Origin of the sequence: Pseudomonas sp. W3I7, from assembly GCF_030816095.1 — a bacterium.
In the GTDB taxonomy this organism is placed as follows: domain Bacteria; phylum Pseudomonadota; class Gammaproteobacteria; order Pseudomonadales; family Pseudomonadaceae; genus Aquipseudomonas; species Aquipseudomonas salomonii.
In genome coordinates this window covers 5,470,407-5,486,217 of the sequence record NZ_JAUSXP010000001.1, presented here as the reverse complement: position 1 = coordinate 5,486,217, position 15,811 = coordinate 5,470,407, and the positions used below count along the sequence as shown (strand labels likewise).

17 protein-coding genes are annotated in these 15,811 nt (G+C 61.6%); 7 read left to right on the top strand and 10 right to left on the bottom strand.

What is annotated here, in order from left to right; genetic code table 11:
- Positions 1 to 142 precede the first annotated feature (142 nt).
- The 3 genes from cueR to QF043_RS25405 all read right to left on the bottom strand — a co-directional run bounded on the left by cueR (position 143) and on the right by QF043_RS25405 (position 3,203).
- The gene (gene cueR / locus QF043_RS25415) at positions 143 to 544 is read right to left on the bottom strand and encodes a Cu(I)-responsive transcriptional regulator (RefSeq protein ID WP_017134706.1); all 402 of its coding nucleotides are present in this window, start codon (positions 542 to 544) and stop codon (positions 143 to 145) included.
- Entirely contained in the window at positions 541 to 2,757 is a 2,217-nt protein-coding gene (locus QF043_RS25410) for a cation-translocating P-type ATPase (RefSeq protein WP_307420606.1), read from the bottom strand. The genes cueR and QF043_RS25410 overlap by 4 nt, the downstream gene beginning before the upstream one ends.
- Before the next feature lie 65 nt (positions 2,758 to 2,822).
- Complete coding sequence (locus tag QF043_RS25405; protein ID WP_307420605.1) at positions 2,823 to 3,203, bottom strand: hypothetical protein; 381 nt, start codon at positions 3,201 to 3,203, stop codon at positions 2,823 to 2,825.
- 147 nt (positions 3,204 to 3,350) lie between these two features.
- Here QF043_RS25405 and QF043_RS25400 point away from each other — a divergent pair, with 147 nt between their 5' ends.
- Positions 3,351 to 3,548 carry a heavy-metal-associated domain-containing protein gene (locus tag QF043_RS25400; protein WP_307420604.1) on the top strand — a complete coding sequence of 66 codons (198 nt, stop codon included), beginning with the start codon at positions 3,351 to 3,353 and terminating at the stop codon, positions 3,546 to 3,548.
- A gap of 87 nt (positions 3,549 to 3,635) precedes the next feature.
- Complete coding sequence (locus QF043_RS25395; protein ID WP_305457504.1) at positions 3,636 to 4,829, top strand: multidrug effflux MFS transporter; 1,194 nt, start codon at positions 3,636 to 3,638, stop codon at positions 4,827 to 4,829.
- Between the two features lie 8 nt (positions 4,830 to 4,837).
- Here QF043_RS25395 and QF043_RS25390 read toward each other — a convergent pair whose 3' ends face one another.
- The 3 genes from QF043_RS25390 to QF043_RS25380 all read right to left on the bottom strand — a co-directional run bounded on the left by QF043_RS25390 (position 4,838) and on the right by QF043_RS25380 (position 6,629).
- On the bottom strand, positions 4,838 to 5,020 hold the full coding sequence (locus QF043_RS25390; RefSeq protein ID WP_017134711.1) for a hypothetical protein: 183 nt from the start codon (positions 5,018 to 5,020) through the stop codon (positions 4,838 to 4,840).
- A 145-nt stretch (positions 5,021 to 5,165) separates the two neighbouring features.
- Entirely contained in the window at positions 5,166 to 6,179 is a 1,014-nt protein-coding gene (locus QF043_RS25385; RefSeq protein WP_307420603.1) for a zinc-binding alcohol dehydrogenase family protein, read from the bottom strand.
- 156 nt (positions 6,180 to 6,335) lie between these two features.
- Entirely contained in the window at positions 6,336 to 6,629 is a 294-nt protein-coding gene (locus QF043_RS25380) for a putative quinol monooxygenase (RefSeq protein WP_069786913.1), read from the bottom strand.
- A 118-nt stretch (positions 6,630 to 6,747) separates the two neighbouring features.
- On the opposite strand from QF043_RS25380, the gene QF043_RS25375 reads away from it, so the two are divergent.
- From QF043_RS25375 to QF043_RS25365, 3 genes are all read left to right on the top strand, one after another.
- Positions 6,748 to 7,662, top strand: coding sequence for a LysR family transcriptional regulator (locus QF043_RS25375; protein WP_307420602.1), 915 nt, complete (start codon positions 6,748 to 6,750; stop codon positions 7,660 to 7,662).
- A gap of 148 nt (positions 7,663 to 7,810) precedes the next feature.
- Positions 7,811 to 8,497, top strand: coding sequence for a helix-turn-helix transcriptional regulator (locus QF043_RS25370; RefSeq protein WP_065930583.1), 687 nt, complete (start codon positions 7,811 to 7,813; stop codon positions 8,495 to 8,497).
- 102 nt (positions 8,498 to 8,599) lie between these two features.
- Positions 8,600 to 9,976 carry an MFS transporter gene (locus QF043_RS25365; protein WP_307420601.1) on the top strand — a complete coding sequence of 459 codons (1,377 nt, stop codon included), beginning with the start codon at positions 8,600 to 8,602 and terminating at the stop codon, positions 9,974 to 9,976.
- A gap of 122 nt (positions 9,977 to 10,098) precedes the next feature.
- Here QF043_RS25365 and QF043_RS25360 read toward each other — a convergent pair whose 3' ends face one another.
- Complete coding sequence (locus QF043_RS25360; protein WP_017134717.1) at positions 10,099 to 11,052, bottom strand: adenosine deaminase; 954 nt, start codon at positions 11,050 to 11,052, stop codon at positions 10,099 to 10,101.
- 194 nt (positions 11,053 to 11,246) lie between these two features.
- Between QF043_RS25360 and QF043_RS25355 the strand changes: the two genes are divergently transcribed.
- Entirely contained in the window at positions 11,247 to 12,338 is a 1,092-nt protein-coding gene (locus QF043_RS25355) for a calcium:proton antiporter (protein ID WP_307420600.1), read from the top strand.
- 296 nt (positions 12,339 to 12,634) lie between these two features.
- Here the strand turns inward: QF043_RS25355 and QF043_RS25350 are convergent, their stop codons facing one another.
- From QF043_RS25350 to QF043_RS25340, 3 genes are all read right to left on the bottom strand, one after another.
- On the bottom strand, positions 12,635 to 13,993 hold the full coding sequence (locus tag QF043_RS25350; protein WP_307420599.1) for an 8-oxoguanine deaminase: 1,359 nt from the start codon (positions 13,991 to 13,993) through the stop codon (positions 12,635 to 12,637).
- Between the two features lie 232 nt (positions 13,994 to 14,225).
- The gene (locus tag QF043_RS25345) at positions 14,226 to 14,912 is read right to left on the bottom strand and encodes an SDR family oxidoreductase (protein ID WP_307420597.1); all 687 of its coding nucleotides are present in this window, start codon (positions 14,910 to 14,912) and stop codon (positions 14,226 to 14,228) included.
- A 25-nt stretch (positions 14,913 to 14,937) separates the two neighbouring features.
- A complete protein-coding gene (locus QF043_RS25340) occupies positions 14,938 to 15,288 on the bottom strand; it encodes a MerR family transcriptional regulator (RefSeq protein ID WP_056860416.1) in 351 nt (116 codons plus the stop codon).
- An 83-nt stretch (positions 15,289 to 15,371) separates the two neighbouring features.
- Between QF043_RS25340 and QF043_RS25335 the strand changes: the two genes are divergently transcribed.
- Positions 15,372 to 15,788 (top strand): hypothetical protein, encoded by a 417-nt coding sequence (locus tag QF043_RS25335; RefSeq protein WP_307420596.1) that lies wholly within the window; start codon positions 15,372 to 15,374, stop codon positions 15,786 to 15,788.
- The last annotated feature ends 23 nt before the right edge of the window (positions 15,789 to 15,811 follow it).

The following is a 15,811-nucleotide window of genomic DNA, read 5'->3' as shown; positions in this document are numbered from 1 at the left end:
TTGTGTGGGAGCTGGCTTGCCTGCGATGCAGACACCTCGGTATGTCAGTTACACCGCGGTGATGCTATCGCAGGCAAGCCAGCTCCCACATAAGCCAGCCCCCACATGACCCGGCTCCCACATTTGTTTTGTGCAGACCTGATCACGCGCAACAACTGCCCGACGCCAACTCCTTGAGAATCGGGCAATCCGGTCGATGGTCACCCTGGCAGTGTTCCACCAGGTCCTGCAAGGTATCGCGCAATTGCCCCAGCTCCAGAATCTTCTGGTTCAGTTCCTCGATATGCTGGCGCGCCAAGGCCTTTACATCGGCGCTGGCCCGCTGGCGGTCTTGCCACAAGGTCAGCAGCTTGCCGACTTCTTCCAACGAAAACCCCAGATCCCGCGAGCGTTTGATAAACGCCAACGTGTGCAAGTCATCGCTGCCATACACGCGGTAGCCGCTGTCGGTACGATGCGCGGCTTTGAGCAGGCCGATGGATTCGTAGTAGCGAATCATCTTGGCGCTCAGCCCGCTCTGGCGGGCGGCCTGGCCGATGTTCATGGGCGTTGATCCTCCAAATGCTCTGGTTTCCAAGTGCTCGGTTTCCAGGTTTTTAACAGTAACGCATTACTCACCACGCTGACGCTGGACAGGGCCATGGCCGCACCCGCCAATACCGGGTTGAGCAGGCCGAAGGCTGCCAGGGGAATGCCGATCAAGTTATACACAAAGGCCCAGAACAGGTTCTGGCGGATTTTTGCGTAGGTCTTGCGGCTGATCTCCAGCGCGGCCGGCACCAGGCGCGGGTCGCCGCGCATCAACGTGATACCGGCGGCGTGCATGGCCACATCGGTGCCGCCGCCCATGGCGATGCCGATATCGGCGGCGGCCAGGGCCGGAGCGTCGTTGATGCCATCGCCGACCATGGCGACGACGCCGGTCTTTTTCAACTCGGCCACGGTGGCGGCCTTGTCGGCCGGCAGCACTTCGGCGTGTACATCATCGATGCCCAGCGCCTCGGCTACCACGCGGGCACTGCCGCGATTGTCACCGGTGAGCAAATGGCTGCTGATGTGTTGAGCCTTGAGTTGTTCCACGGCTTCCAATGCGCCGGCCTTGAGGGTGTCGCCAAACGCAAACAGCCCCAGCACGCGTGGGTGTGCGCCTTGTTCAATCAACCACGACAAGGTGCGGCCTTCGGCTTCCCAGGCGTTGGCGGATTCAGCCAGGTCGCCCGCACTCAAGCGGTTTTCTACGAGCATGCGGCGGTTGCCCAAGGCCAGTTGCCGGCCGGCCAGCGTACCGGCGATGCCACGACCGGTCAGGGACTGACTGGCACTCACGTCCGCCACAATCAGCCCTTTTTCGCTGCACGCATCCAGCACGGCCTTGGCCAGCGGGTGCTCGCTGCCGCGTTGCAAGGCGCCGGCCTGTTGCAGCAAGAGATCTTCATTGCCGTCCACCGCCGCCAAGTGCGCAATTTTTGGCGAGCCGGAGGTCAGCGTGCCGGTCTTGTCGAACACCACCGCGCTGACGGCATGGGCGCGCTCCAGTGCTTCGGCGTCCTTGATCAGGATGCCGTAGCGTGCGGCGACGCCGGTGCCGGCCATGATTGCGGTCGGCGTGGCCAGCCCCAGAGCGCATGGGCAAGCGATCACCAAGACCGCGACGGCATTGATGATCGCCGTTTCCAGCGCGGCGCCGTACAACCACCAGCCCACCAGCGTAACCAAGGCCAGCACCAACACGGCTGGCACAAAGACCTGGCTGACCTTATCCACCAGCTTCTGAATCGGCGCTTTGGCGGCCTGGGCGTCTTCGACCAGGCGGATGATCCGCGCCAGCACGCTCTCTGCGCCCAGTGCCTGAGTGCGGACCAGCAAACGGCCTTCGCCATTGATGGCGCCGCCGGTGACCTTGTCGCCCGGCTGTTTCGGCACGGGCAGGCTTTCGCCGCTGATCAGGGCCTCGTCGGCATGGCTTTGGCCTTCCACCACTTCACCGTCCACCGGAAAGCGCTCGCCGGGTTTGACCAGCACCAGGTCGTCGAGCTTCAGCGCCGTGATGGCGACGTCTTCTTCACGGCCTTCAAACACGCGAATCGCGCGTTCCGGGCGCAGGGCTTCGAGGGCACGGATGGCGCTGGCGGTCTGGCGCTTGGCGCGGCTTTCGAGGTATTTGCCCAGCAACACCAGGGCGATCACCACGGCTGAGGCTTCGAAATACAGGTGCGGCATAGTGCCCACGGGCGCGGTGAGCCATTCATAAATGCTCAGGCCATAACCGGCGCTGGTGCCGATGGCCACCAGCAGGTCCATATTGCCAGCACCGGCGCGCACGGCTTTCCAGGCCGCTCTATAGAAGCGCGCGCCAAAGATGAATTGCACCGGAGTGGCCAACGCGAATTGCACCCAGGCCGGGAGCATCCAGTGCAAGCCGAACGGCTCCACCAGCATCGGCAGCACCAATGGCAGCGCCAACGCGATGGCCAACAACAACGACCAGCGCTCGTGGTGCAGACGCTGGGCCTGTTTAGCGTCGGTGACGGTCTCGCTTTGCGGCAGGGTGGCGGTGTAGCCGGCCTTGTCGACGGCGGCGATCAGCACGGCGGGGTCCATCTGGCCCCGCACTTCGACGTGGGCACGTTCGTTGGCCAGGTTGACGCTGACGCTTTGCACCCCCGGCACCTTGCCCAGCGCGCGCTCGACACGCCCGGCGCAGCTGGCGCAGGTCATGCCGCTGATGGGCAGGTCAAAGGTGGTGGATCCATTCATGGGGCAGTCCTCCAGAGAAGTTGCCCCTAGCATCAACCTTGACCTGTGGGGAAGGTCAAGCGTGTTCAGTAATCCAGTGCGGCGTTCTTCAAGTACATGCCATCCGGCCCTTGCGCGATGCGTACTTTGCGCACGTCGCCGGCTTTAAGCGTGATGTTCTGTGCAGGCGGTGCGAGCATGCCCGGCAGGCAGCCTGGCGATTGGCCGGGCAGCAGCTTGAGGCGCAGCGATACATTGCCCGCCGGCAGGTTGAACGACGTGGACTGTTCCTGGAACAGACGCCCGGCCAGTTGGTCCTGGATATACAGGCCGATTTCGCAATTGGTCGGCACTTCCAGGCGCTCGCGGGAAATGATCAGCACCGCATAGTCTTGGTCCGCGTACGCCATGGGCGCGGCGGCGGACAAGCTCAACAGGCCGATAAGGCTAAAAAACGACCAGCGCATGGCGAATGCTCCGTGGTTCAAATCCAAGATGCGTGAAGCTTGGCCGAGGCTACGCCGGAATACCAGCCCGGCCGCAATTTTGAGCGCTTGACCTTGCCATCGTGGCAAGGTCGAGACTGGTCCCAACCTCATCAAAGGAGTCATGTCATGCAAATATTCAGCGTTGAAGGAATGACCTGCGGCCATTGTGTTAGAGCGGTCACTCAAGCAGTACAAGGCCAGGACCCGGCGGCGAGCGTCAAGGTCGACCTGGCCGCCAAGGAAGTCGGGGTTGAAAGCCGGATGTCCGCCGAGCAGGTTATCGCGTTGATCACCGAAGAAGGCTACAGCGCCAAGCTCGCTTGAATTTTCCGATAGTTAGCGAGCTATCGTAATGTTCATCACACCCAAGCGCGGCTAGACTGTCGGGCTGCCGACTCACTTGGGTGTCTGATGAACCTCCGCATAATCCTGATTCTGGGCGCCTTGAGCGCCTTCGCGCCGTTGGCGATCGATTTTTACCTGCCGGGCTTTCCGGCGATGGCCACCGCCTTTGCCACCGACGAAAAACACATCCAACTGACCCTCGCCGTGTACTTCGGCGGCCTGGCCATCGGCCAGTTGATCTACGGGCCGCTGGCGGATCGTTTTGGTCGGCGTGTGCCGCTGCTCAGCGGCGTGACCCTGTTTACCCTGGCGTCTTTCGCCTGTGCCTACGCGCCGTCCCTGGATTGGTTGATCGGCGCGCGTTTTGTGCAGGCCCTTGGCGGCTGCGCGGGCATGGTGATTTCGCGGGCGGTGGTCAGCGACAAATGTGATGCCGTGGGTTCGGCCAAGGTCTATTCGCAGTTGATGCTGGTGACCGGCCTGGCGCCGATCCTCGCGCCGTTGGCGGGTGGGGTAATGGTCGGCCTGTGGGGCTGGCAGTCGATTTTCCTCGCGCTGTCGATCTTCAGCGTGATGGCCGCCATCGCTGTTGCGGTCGGGTTGCCGGAAACCTTGCCGGCCGACAAGCCGCGTCAACCGCTGTCCGGCTCGCTGAGCCGCTATGTCAGCCTGTTGTCGGACCGGGTTTATCTGGGTTACGCCCTCACCGGCGGTATCTCGATTGCCGGGATGTTCGCCTACATTGCCGGTTCACCGTTCGTCTTTATCAAACTCTATGGCGTGCCCGCCGAGCATTACGGCTGGGTATTTGGCTCCAACGCCGCCGGCTTCATTTTGGTTGCGCAGCTCAATGCGCGGTTGCTGGCCAAGCGTGGCCCGGCGTTTTTGCTGTCGCGCACCGTGTGGGTCTACGTGGCGGCGGCGTTGACGCTGTTGGGCATTGCCGCCCTGCGCACCGAGGCGTTGTGGCCATTACTGGTGCCGCTGTTTATCTGCATCGCCAGCCTTGGCTGCATTTTGCCCAACACCTCGGCGTGTGCCATGGCCGGGCAGGGCGCACGGGCCGGCAGCGCCTCGGCGTTGCTTGGTTGCATTCAGTTTGGTGTGGCGGCAGGTGCGGCGTCGTTGGTCGGCGTGTTGCACGACGGCACGGCGATGCCGATGGCGATGGTCATCAGCCTGTGCGGTGTATTGGCGGTGACGATTGCAGTGTCGACCCAGCGCCTGCAACGGGCGAGGGCCGTACAGGCGCAGGTCTGAGGTGCGGATCAGCCGGCGGCGGAACGTTGCTGGCTGAGGGGAATGCGGTGGGGCGCCTGGATGCGCGCTTGCAGGGTGTCGGCAAAGGCGCGGGCCTCGGCCTCACTGCGGAAGGTGAAGGCGTCGCCGTCGAGGCTGACCTGCCATTTGTTGCCTGGGGATTTTGCTAACGCTCTTATCAGGATCTTCATTGCTGACTTCCTCACGTAAAAGAATCGTGGCAAAGGCGGCCAATATAAACCCGATTGCGTTCGCAAATATGACAAAGATCAACTCTCTGACTAGCGGTGTCGTCCATTACTCACATGAATAATGGACGACGCTGACAGGCGTTTTTTAGAACCCTTCCAATACGATCTTGCCCTTGGCCTTGCCGCTTTCCAGCAGCGCATGGGCGCGGCGCAGGTTTGCCGCGTTGATCACGCCGAAGTGCTCGCCCACTGTGGTTTTCAAGGTGCCGGCGTCGATCAGCGCGGCCACGCGGTTAAGCAGGTTGTGCTGTTCGATCATGTCCGGCGTCTCGAACATCGAGCGTGTGTACATGAACTCCCAGTGCAACGACAGGCTCTTGCGCTTGAGTTTGCTCACATCCAGCACCTTGGGGTCGTCGATCAACGCCAGCTTGCCTTGTGGCTGCAGGGCTTCGACCAGTTCGTCCAGGTGATGGTCGGTCTGTGTCAGGCTCGCCACGTGGGTCACTTGGGGCTGGCCGGCGTTTTTCAGGGCGACGCTCAGCGGCTGGCTGTGATCGATCACCACATCGGCGCCGAGCGCCTTGGCCCATTCCTGGGTTTCCGGGCGTGAGGCGGTGCCGATAACGTTCAGCGCGGTGAGCTGTTTGGCCAGCTGGGTCAGGATCGAACCCACACCACCGGCAGCGCCGACGATCAGCAGGCTCTGGCCTTCATCTTCTTTACCTTCACGCACTTGCAGGCGCTCGAACAGCAGCTCCCAGGCGGTGATGGCGGTGAGTGGCAGTGCGGCGGCTTCGGCAAAACCCAGGCTCTTGGGCATATGGCCGACGATGCGCTCATCCACGGTGTGCAGTTCGCTGTTGCCGCCTGGGCGCACCAGGGAGCCGGCGTAGAACACCTTGTCGCCGGCCTTGAACAGCGTCACTTCGCTGCCGACCGCCTTGACCACGCCAGCCACGTCCCAGCCCAGCACCTTGGCGGCGCCGTTTTCCGGGGCGACGTTCTGGCGCACTTTGGTGTCCACCGGGTTGACCGAGATGGCTTTGACTTCCACCAGCAGGTCACGCGGGCCGGCGACCGGCTCCGGCAGTTGGATGTCTTGCAGGGATTTTTCGTCGCTGATCGGCAGTGAGGCGTAGTAGGCGATGGCTTTCATAATAGTTCCGGGAAAAAGGTGGTCGAGAGTCAGACTAAATGTGGCGAGGGCGCTTGCTCCCGCTGGGCTGCGAAGCGGCCCCAAAACCTGTCGGGGAGCGCTTCGCACGCCAGCGCAAGCAAGCGTGCTCGCCACAAAAACTTGCTGATGAGTTGATCAGGCAAGAAATTTAAGGCGCTTGAGTTCGAAGTGTTCGAGCACATCCGCAGCCTTGGCGCGGAAGTTTTGGATATGCGCGCTCTGGTCGTGGTCGGCCAGCGCCGCGTCGTCGCTCCAGCGCTCGAGCATGTAGAAGGTCTCCGGGTGTTGCAGGTCCTGGTGCAGGTCGTACTGCTCGCAACCGGCTTCCAGGCGAGTCGGTTCCAACAGGCCGCGCAGCAGGGTTTCCAACTTGGCCTGCTGGCCGGGTTTGGCGATCAGCGTGGCAATGACGTTAAAGGCAGCGGACATATTCAACTCCAGACACGTGATGAACGGGATGGGCAGATGATTAGCTATTTCCAGCGCCGATAAAAGCGGCTAAAACAGCAGTCTGTTTCAATGAAATTTTGATAATAGGCGAGGGTAGATGCTGCGTTTTGATGATTTGCAGTTGTTTGTGCGGGCGGCAGACCTCGGCAGTTTGTCGGCCGCCGCACGCATCATGGACCTCTCGCCTGCCGTGGCCAGCGCGGCGCTCAAGCGTATCGAACAGCAACTGGGCACGCGCTTGCTGGCGCGTTCCACGCGCAGTTTGCGCTTGACCGCAGAAGGCGAGGGTTTTTTGGAATATGCCCGCGCTGCGCTGAGTTCGCTGGACGAAGGGCGGCGCCTGTTGGCCAGCGGCCAGGACCATGTCAGCGGCGTGCTGCAACTGTCGGCGCCGTCGGATTTCGGGCGCAACCAACTGTTGCCGTGGCTCGATGAGTTTCAGCTGGAGTACCCGCAATTGAACATCCGCCTGTTGCTCGGCGACCGCATCGCCGACCTGTTCCGCCAGCCGGTGGATATCGCCCTGCGCTACGGCGAGCCTGAAGATTCCAGCCTGGTCGCGCTGCCCGTCGCCCCGGACAATATTCGCGTGCTGTGCGCCGCGCCCAGTTACCTGGCACGGCATGGCGAGCCCCGGCATCTTGAGCAGTTGGCGCAACACAATTGCCTGCTGTACATGCTGGGCAGCCGCGTCCACGACCACTGGGGCTTTTACGACGGCAAGCGCGAGGTCGGCCTGACGGTCAGCGGTGACCGCTTCAGTGACGACGCCGATGTGGTGCGCCGTTGGGCGGTGGCGGGTGTCGGCATTGCCTACAAGTCGTGGCTGGATGTGAGCACCGACGTGCTCGCGGGGCGCCTGCGCCTGGTGTTGCCGGAGCTGCGCGGTGAGCGCACGCCACTCAACCTGCTGTGCGCCCACCGTGCGCAGTTGAGCAAACCGATCAATCTGCTGCGGGAAATGCTCGTGTCCCGTTGTGCGGCTTTGACCGCGCAAAGGCCGGGGCGATAGAGCGTTAGGCAATAGCCTCCACCAAAGCCGGAAATTTCACTCAGAGCCTGTCCCCATTCGCGCTGTCGGACGCCGCGGAATGGGCGGTTTGCGCCCCTATACTTTGGTTCCAACCGCAGCAGACAAATGATTTACAAGGAGTGAATACATGGAAGAAGCACCTTGCATCAGTCAGATCGCCAGCTTGCTCGCTGAGCCCAAGCGCACCGCCATGCTCTGGTCACTGATGGACGGTTCGGCGAAAACCGCAGACGAACTGGCTATGCTCGCCGGCCTGTCCGCCGCCTCGGCCAATGCGCATCTGGCACGCCTTATCGGCAGCGGTCTGCTGCGCAGCGAGGCCAAGCGTGGCAAGCGCTGGTTTCGCGTGGCCGCCGCTGATGTCAGTGCTGCCGTCGACGCATTGGCCTGCACCACCCTGGCCTGTGCCGCACGCAGTGCGCCGCAGGTTTGCCCGCGTGTATCCCTGGCACCGCCACCGTTGCGGCGCGCGCGTTTATGCCAGGGGCATCTGGGCGGTGAGCTGGCGGCGGGGCTTTATCAGCGCATGCTGGAAGCCGGCTGGATCGACCGCTACGAACAGCGTACCGACGTGACCGTCACCGGCGCGCAACACTTCGCGACCCTGGGCATCTTTACCCAGGCGCTGTCTGCGCCGCTGGCCTGTGACTGTTTTGACTGGAGCCAGCAGCAGCCGCACCTGGGGGGCGCATTGGGCGCCGGGTTGTTGCAGTTGTTTTTGCAGTGCGGCTGGATCAACGCGGTCAACGAATCGCGCGCCTTGCTGGTGACGGACCTGGGGCTTGCGGAAATCAACCGTCTGGCCACGGCGTAGGCGCGCGCGTCGTTCAGAGTTGCAGTCAGGTCGTATCCAGCAATAACCGGGTAAAACGATGCCGCACACTCGCCTTGGGGATTTTTCACACAGGGGTGCGGCATGGGTATGCAAGGCTATAGCGCGGCAGAGCGGCTGGAACGGTTGCCCATCAGCGGTTACCACCGAATCATCTTCATCATCATCGCCCTGGCGTTTTTTTTCGACTCCATGGACCTGGCGATGATGACCTTCCTGTTGGGCTCGATAAAAACCGAGTTCGGCCTGAGCACGGCCCAGGCCGGTTTACTCGCCAGTTCGAGTTTTTTCGGCATGGTGGTCGGTGCGTCGTTGTCCGGCATGCTGGCCGACCGCTTCGGGCGCAAGCCGGTGTTCCAGTGGAGCATCGTGTTGTGGGGCGTCGCCAGTTACCTGTGCTCCACGGCGCAGACGGTGGAAACGCTGACGCTGTTTCGCATCCTGCTGGGAATCGGCATGGGCATGGAATTCCCGATTGCGCAGTCGATGCTCTCGGAGCTGATTCCCGCCAAGGGCCGTGGGCGTTACATCGCCTTGATGGATGGATTCTGGCCGTTGGGGTTTGTGGCGGCGGGTGTGCTGTCCTACTTTTTGCTGCCGGTGATTGGCTGGCGCGACATCTTCCTGGTGTTGGCGGTGCCGGCGGTGTTTGTGCTGGCGATTCGTTTTTTTATCCCGGAGTCGCCACGCTGGCTGGAACAGGCCGGGCGGCATGAGGCGGCGGACAAGGTGTTGCTCGGCATTGAGCAGAAAGTACGCGACTCGTTGGGGCGTACGGACTTGCCGGAGCCGATCGCCTTGCCTCGGGTTGAGAGCGTGGCGGGCACTTTTTTCTCGGCGTTCCAGCAGCTGTGGTCGGCGCAGTATCGCCAGCGCACGATGATGATCTGGAGCGTGTGGTTCTTCGCGCTGCTGGGTTTCTACGGGCTGACGTCCTGGCTGAGTGCCTTGTTGCAACAATCGGGTTTTGCCGTGACGCAGTCGGTGTATTACACGGTGATCATTTCCCTGGGCGGGATACCGGGTTTCTTGATGGCGGCCTGGCTGGTGGAGCGCTGGGGCCGTAAACCGGTGTGTGTAGTGACGCTGCTGGGCGGCGGGGTGATGGCGTTTCTGTATGGGCAAAGCGCGGTGTTTGGCGGCAACGTGGGGCTGCTGATTACCTCGGGGCTGTTGATGCAGTTCTTTCTGTTTGGCATGTGGGCGGTGCTGTACACCTACACGCCGGAGCTGTATCCCACCTCGGCACGGGCCACCGGTTCCGGGTTTGCCTCGGCGATTGGCCGGGTCGGGTCATTGCTGGGGCCGTTGGTGACCGGGCTGGTATTTCCGATAACCGGGCAGGGCGGGGTGTTTGCTTTGGGCGCGCTGTGTTTTGCGGTGGCGGCGCTGGTGGTGTGGGTGTTTGGGATGGAAACCAAGGGCAAGACCCTGGAAGAACTGACCCACTCTCAAGGCTGATGAGGTCAATGTGGGAGCCGGGCTTGCCCGCGATAGCGGTGGCTCAGGCAGCGAATGGCTGGCTGATATACCGCTATCGCAGGCAAGCCAGCTCCCACATTTATTGAACTGCGTTTATGCAGTTATGGCTTCACAAGCCGCGCATCCAGGCTGTTCTGCGCCAGGCGTTTGGCCTGGTCCTGGGTCATGCCCAGGGAGGTGTAGAGCGCGTGGAAGTTCTCGGTGACATAACCGCCGAAGTACGCCGGGTCATCCGAGTTCACCGTCACCTTCACGCCACGCTCAAGCATGTCGAGGATGTTGTGCTGGGCCATGTCGTCGAACACACAGAGCTTGGTGTTGGACAGCGGGCACACAGTCAGCGGGATCTGCTCGTCGATGATGCGCTGCATCAGGCGTTCGTCTTCGATGGCGCGCACGCCATGGTCGATACGCTGGATTTTCAGCAGGTCGATGGCCTCCCAGATGTACTCGGGCGGGCCTTCTTCACCGGCGTGGGCCACGGTAAGGAAGCCTTCATGGCGGGCACGGTCGAACACGCGTTGGAACTTGCTCGGTGGGTGACCCATTTCCGAACTGTCCAAGCCTACGGCTACGAACGCATCGCGGAACGGCAGCGCCTGGTCGAGGGTTTTCTCGGCTTCGGCTTCGCTCAAGTGGCGCAGGAAGCTCAGGATCAAACCGCTGGTGATACCCAGTTGCTGCTCGCCATCTTTAAGCGCAGCGGCGATGCCGTTGAGCACCACTTCGAATGGCACCCCACGGTCGGTGTGGGTCTGCGGGTCGAAGAACGGTTCGGTGTGGATCACGTTCTGTTCTTTGCAGCGCAGCAGGTAGGCCCAGGTCAGGTCGTAGAAGTCCTGGGAAGTGCGCAGCACATCGGCGCCCTTGTAATACAGGTCGAGAAACTCTTGCAGGTTGTTGAAGGCGTAGGCCTTGCGCAGGGTTTCGACGTCATTCCACGGCAGTGCAATCTTGTTGCGTTCGGCCAGGGCGAACAGCAACTCAGGCTCCAGCGAGCCTTCCAGGTGCAGGTGCAATTCAGCCTTGGGCAGGGCGTTGAGCCAATCGTACATGTTCTAAATTCTCATCAGGTGCAATGCCGACATTCTACAGGCCATGGCGGAAATAATCGGCAAAACCTGACCAGCAGGAGAGTATTGGTTTTATTCGCGCAAGAGTCCTCTGAACTAAGATGTAACGAAACGTTAGCGAAGTGGCGCAGTCTGTACCCCATCAATGACTGATTTGCTGCACAAAAAGGCCCGGAATGCTCACATCCCTCAAGCAAGAAAAATTCATGTGGCTGGCGTTGATCGCCGCCATCGCCGCCTACCCGTTGGAGCACTGGATGCTGCACAGCGGGCAGATGATCGCCCTGCTCAGCGGCATGGCGCTCATCGCTTTTATTGTCATGGCGTCGATGCGCGTCGCCCATCACGCCGAGCAACTGGCGGAAAAAGTCGGTGACCCTTACGGCACCATGATCCTCACCCTCGCTGCCGTGCTGGTGGAAGTGGTGATCCTGGCGATCATGATGAGCAACGAGCCGTCGCCGACGTTGGTGCGCGACACGATTTATTCGGCGGTGATGCTCGATATCAACGGCATCCTTGGCCTGGCCGCGCTGATGGGCGGCATCAAGCATGGCGAACAGTCCTACAACGATGATTCCGCACGCAGTTACAGCGTGATGATCCTCACCGCCATGGGCGTGTCGATGGTGGTACCGGAATTTATCCCCGAAGCCGACTGGAAAATTTACTCAGCCTTCACCATCGGCGCGATGGTGTTGCTCTACACCCTGTTCCTGCGCATGCAGGTGGGGCCGCACAGTTATTTCTTCAGCTACAGCTACCCGGAGAAGCGTCGCAAAAAGCAGCCGGAAGAACAGCAGGAGCCGCCGATCAACCTGGCGTTTTCCATCGGGACGTTGGTGTTTGGCGTGATTGTGATTGGCGCATTGGCCGAGGTGATGTCCAAGACCCTCGACCTGGGCCTGGAAGGCACGGGCGCACCGCCGGTGATTACCGCGATTGTGGTGGCGGCGATTTCGGCCGCGCCGGAAATTCTCACAGCGTTGCGTGCCGCCTTGGCTAACCGCATGCAGTCGGTGGTCAACATTGCACTGGGTGCGTCGTTGTCGACGGTGATCCTGACGGTGCCGGTGATGGAAGCCATGGCGCTCTACACCGGCCAGCCGTTCCAGATGGCGATGACACCGGTGCAGACCGTGATGGTGTTGATCACGCTGGTGGTGAGTGCGATCAACCTCAACGATGGCGAAACCAATGCCATTGAAGGGATGACGCACTTTGTGTTGTTTGCGACCTTTATCATGTTGTCGTTGCTTGGGGTGTAACCGGCCCTCAAATACAGCTTGAAACCCATGTGGGAGCCGGGCTTGCCCGCGATGGCATCAACTCGGTATGGCTGTAAGACCGAGGTGCCTGCATCGCAGGCAAGCCAGCTCCCACATGTGTTGTTTGCGACCTTTATCATGTTGTCGTTGCTTGGGGTGTAACCGGCCCTCAAATACAGCTTGAAACCCATGTGGGAGCCGGGCTTGCCCGCGATGGCATCAACTCGGTATGGCTGTAAGACCGAGGTGCCTGCATCGCAGGCAAGCCAGCTCCCACAGTTGGCTTTGTGCAGGGCTCAGGTGCCGGCGATCAGCTGTTTCGCCGCCTGGCTGTGATCGGCAATCAAGCCTTTAAGGTCCAGCCCTTCAACCTGTCCATCGATCACCCGCCATTTGCCGCCGATCATTACCCGATCCGCGCGGTCGGCGCCGCACAGCAGCAGCGCCGATATCGGGTCATGGCTGCCGGAAAAACGCAACTCATCGAGCTTGAACAGCGCCAGGTCAGCCTGTTTGCCCACGGCCAACTCACCGATATCCGTGCGCCCCAGCAACTGCGCCGAACCTTTGGTGGCCCAGCCCAGCACGCCTTCCGGGGTGATCTTTTCCGCGCCGTAACGCAGGCGCTGGATGTACAGGGCCTGGCGCGCTTCGAGGATCATGTTCGAGGCATCGTTGGAGGCCGAACCGTCGACGCCCAGGCCAATCGGCGCGCCGGCGGCGAGCAGGTCCAGGGTCGGGCAGATGCCGGAAGCCAGGCGCATATTCGAGCTTGGGCAATGGCAGATACCGGTGCCGGCAGCGCCCAAGCGGGCGATCTCGTCCGGGTTGAAGTGAATGCCGTGGGCCAGCCAGGTGCGCGGGCCAAGCCAGCCGACGCTGTCGAGGTAGTCCACCGTGCGCAGGCCAAAACGCTGCAGACAGAAGTCTTCTTCGTCGAGGGTTTCGGCCAGGTGCGTGTGCAGGCGCACGTCGAGGCTGTTGGCCAGTTCGGCGCTGGCTTGCATGATTTGCGGGGTGACCGAAAACGGCGAGCAGGGCGCCAGGGCGATCTGGATTTGCGCGCCATCGCCGCGCTGGTGGTACTCGCGGATCAGGCGCTGGCTGTCTTCGAGGATAACCTGGCCTTGTTGCACGGTTTGCTGCGGCGGCAGGCCACCATCGGCTTCGCCCAGGCTCATGGAGCCGCGAGTGAGCATGGCGCGCATGCCCAGCTCACGCACGCTTTGCACCTGCACATCGATGGCGTTTTCCAGGCCGTCAGGGAACAGGTAATGGTGGTCTGCCGCCGTGGTACAGCCAGACAGCAGCAACTCTGCGAGGGCGACTTTGGACGCCAGCGCGAGTTTTTCCGGGGTCAGGCGTGCCCAGACCGGGTACAGGGTTTTCAGCCACGGGAAGAGCGGCTGATTCACAACCGGCGCCCAGGCGCGGGTCAGGGTTTGGTAGAAGTGATGGTGGGTGTTGATCAGGCCGGGAAGCACCACATGCTCGCGTGCATCGAACACTTGTGCACAGGGCACGGCGGGTTCTTTTCCCCAGCCCAGCACTTCGGTGATCACACCGTCTTGCAGCACCAGGCCACCACGGGCGTCGAGGCCATTGGCGGTGAAAATCGCGAGGGGGTTTTTTAACCAGATACGGGTCGCAGGCATTGGCCGGCTCCTCTGAATGATGGGTTCAGGTTTGCCAGCTCAGTGTTGCCCTGTCTGCTGATCCAGGGTCGCCGGTGAGGGCGAGGGGTGTAGATTACGTGTTGTTGGCGGTTGGGTCTACTGAGTCAATGTGGGAGGGGGCTTGCTCCCGAATGCTGTGGTTCAGTCAATACATGGGCTGACTGATACACCGCTTTCGGGAGCAAGCCCCCTCCCACATTTCGACCGTGGTTTACCAGGCGATGGTGTCGCCTTTGTAGTCCACGAAGTGATGGCCGCCTTTGCCGGTGTAGGCATTCACCTGATCCACCAGGCCGCGCACGCTGGTGTCGACATCAATGTGCGCGTTTTCGCCGCCCATGTCGGTCTTCACCCAGCCCGGATGCAGCGACAGCACCGTGAGTTTAGGGTCACTCAGTTGCGTGATAAAGCTGTTGGTCATGGAGTTGAGTGCAGCCTTGCTGGCCTTGTACAGCGCCAGGTCGGAGCCATCGGGAATAGTCACGCTGCCCAGCACCGAACTCATGAACGCCAGCACGCCGGTGTCTTTGCGGATCTGCCCGACAAAGCGCTGGGCCAGGTTGATCGGCGCCACGGCGTTGGTGAAAAACAGTTGGCCGACTTCCGCCAGGGTGGCGTGGCCCGGCTCCTGGTTGGCAGGGCCTTTGACGCCGGCATTGACGAACAGCAGGTCGAAGGTGCGCGCTTTCAGGCGTTGGGCCAAGGCGATCACGGCTTGTTGATCGTCCATGTCCAGCTTCTCGATCTGCACCGGTCCCACGGCTTTGAGCGCATCGGCCTTGTTCGGGTCACGCACGGTGGCGGTCACCTCCCAGCCGTCCTGCAGCAATTGCTTGACCAGGCCAAGGCCCAGCCCGCGCGAGGCGCCGATGATCAGTGCGGTTTTTGGCGTAGACATGAAAGGCTTCCTTTGGAGTGGAGGTTCACGGATTTAATGGACAGCGTTGCCCGAGCCTTTGCTGCAACTCCTGGCGCAGATGGCCGAGTTCAGTGATGCGGGTTTCGATCAGGTTGAGCTTGTCGTGCAGCAATTGTGTGACGGCAGCGTCGGGATCGGGTGCCTGCCATAAGGCGGCGACGCTGGTGCCGATCTCGCCGAGGCTGAAGCCCAGGCGCTGCGCAGTCTTGATATAGAGCACCAGTTGCACCATGTCCGGCGGGTAGTCGCGGTAACCGTTGGCGCTGCGTTGCGCGGCGATCAACCCGCGCTGCTCATAGAAGCGCAAGGTGTCGCGGCTGACCTGGCTGGCCTGGGCTAATTCGCCGATACGCATGAGACGGGCTCGAGAGGGCTTGACCCTGGAGCATACTCCAGGCTTTAGCCTGCTGGCTTCTTGAATTGAAGGAGCTTGCTACTATGTGGACACAAAAACACTACCGAACCCTGGTGCGGGCCAGCGCCTGGTATGACTTGATCATCACCGCGGCGTTTGTCACGCCGTGGAGTTTTGCATTCGTGCACGGCCTGTTGCAGGGCTTGAACCTGCCGGGCGAGCTACCGCCGTTTCTGCCTGCGCATGTGCTGATGGCCAACCTGCTCGGTTCGATTGTGTGCGTGTGGGCAGTGCTGCGTATTCGCGACCCTCAACGCCAATTCGGGCGGTATGACGCGGCCGGCCGTGGGCTGTTTGCGACCTGGCAGCTGTACGCGCTGATGCACGGCGCCACGTCGGTGCTGTGGATAATTCTGCTGCTGGAAGTGCTGTGGGGCGTTGCGCAAATAGTGCCGGTGAATACTGATCAAAAAATGATCGGCGCCCGTAAGCCCTTATGACAGAAGGGTTACAGGCGGGTGTG

Bases quoted from the DNA above. Each gene is read 5' to 3' on its own strand.
- cueR (WP_017134706.1), bottom strand. From the start codon at position 544: ATGAACATCGGCCAGGCCGCCCGCCAGAGCGGGCTGAGCGCCAAGATG.
- QF043_RS25410 (WP_307420606.1), bottom strand. From the start codon at position 2,757: ATGAATGGATCCACCACCTTTGACCTGCCCATCAGCGGCATGACCTGC.
- QF043_RS25405 (WP_307420605.1), bottom strand. From the start codon at position 3,203: ATGCGCTGGTCGTTTTTTAGCCTTATCGGCCTGTTGAGCTTGTCCGCC.
- QF043_RS25400 (WP_307420604.1), top strand. From the start codon at position 3,351: ATGCAAATATTCAGCGTTGAAGGAATGACCTGCGGCCATTGTGTTAGA.
- QF043_RS25395 (WP_305457504.1), top strand. From the start codon at position 3,636: ATGAACCTCCGCATAATCCTGATTCTGGGCGCCTTGAGCGCCTTCGCG.
- QF043_RS25390 (WP_017134711.1), bottom strand. From the start codon at position 5,020: ATGAAGATCCTGATAAGAGCGTTAGCAAAATCCCCAGGCAACAAATGG.
- QF043_RS25385 (WP_307420603.1), bottom strand. From the start codon at position 6,179: ATGAAAGCCATCGCCTACTACGCCTCACTGCCGATCAGCGACGAAAAA.
- QF043_RS25380 (WP_069786913.1), bottom strand. From the start codon at position 6,629: ATGTCCGCTGCCTTTAACGTCATTGCCACGCTGATCGCCAAACCCGGC.
- QF043_RS25375 (WP_307420602.1), top strand. From the start codon at position 6,748: ATGCTGCGTTTTGATGATTTGCAGTTGTTTGTGCGGGCGGCAGACCTC.
- QF043_RS25370 (WP_065930583.1), top strand. From the start codon at position 7,811: ATGGAAGAAGCACCTTGCATCAGTCAGATCGCCAGCTTGCTCGCTGAG.
- QF043_RS25365 (WP_307420601.1), top strand. From the start codon at position 8,600: ATGGGTATGCAAGGCTATAGCGCGGCAGAGCGGCTGGAACGGTTGCCC.
- QF043_RS25360 (WP_017134717.1), bottom strand. From the start codon at position 11,052: ATGTACGATTGGCTCAACGCCCTGCCCAAGGCTGAATTGCACCTGCAC.
- QF043_RS25355 (WP_307420600.1), top strand. From the start codon at position 11,247: ATGCTCACATCCCTCAAGCAAGAAAAATTCATGTGGCTGGCGTTGATC.
- QF043_RS25350 (WP_307420599.1), bottom strand. From the start codon at position 13,993: ATGCCTGCGACCCGTATCTGGTTAAAAAACCCCCTCGCGATTTTCACC.
- QF043_RS25345 (WP_307420597.1), bottom strand. From the start codon at position 14,912: ATGTCTACGCCAAAAACCGCACTGATCATCGGCGCCTCGCGCGGGCTG.
- QF043_RS25340 (WP_056860416.1), bottom strand. From the start codon at position 15,288: ATGCGTATCGGCGAATTAGCCCAGGCCAGCCAGGTCAGCCGCGACACC.
- QF043_RS25335 (WP_307420596.1), top strand. From the start codon at position 15,372: ATGTGGACACAAAAACACTACCGAACCCTGGTGCGGGCCAGCGCCTGG.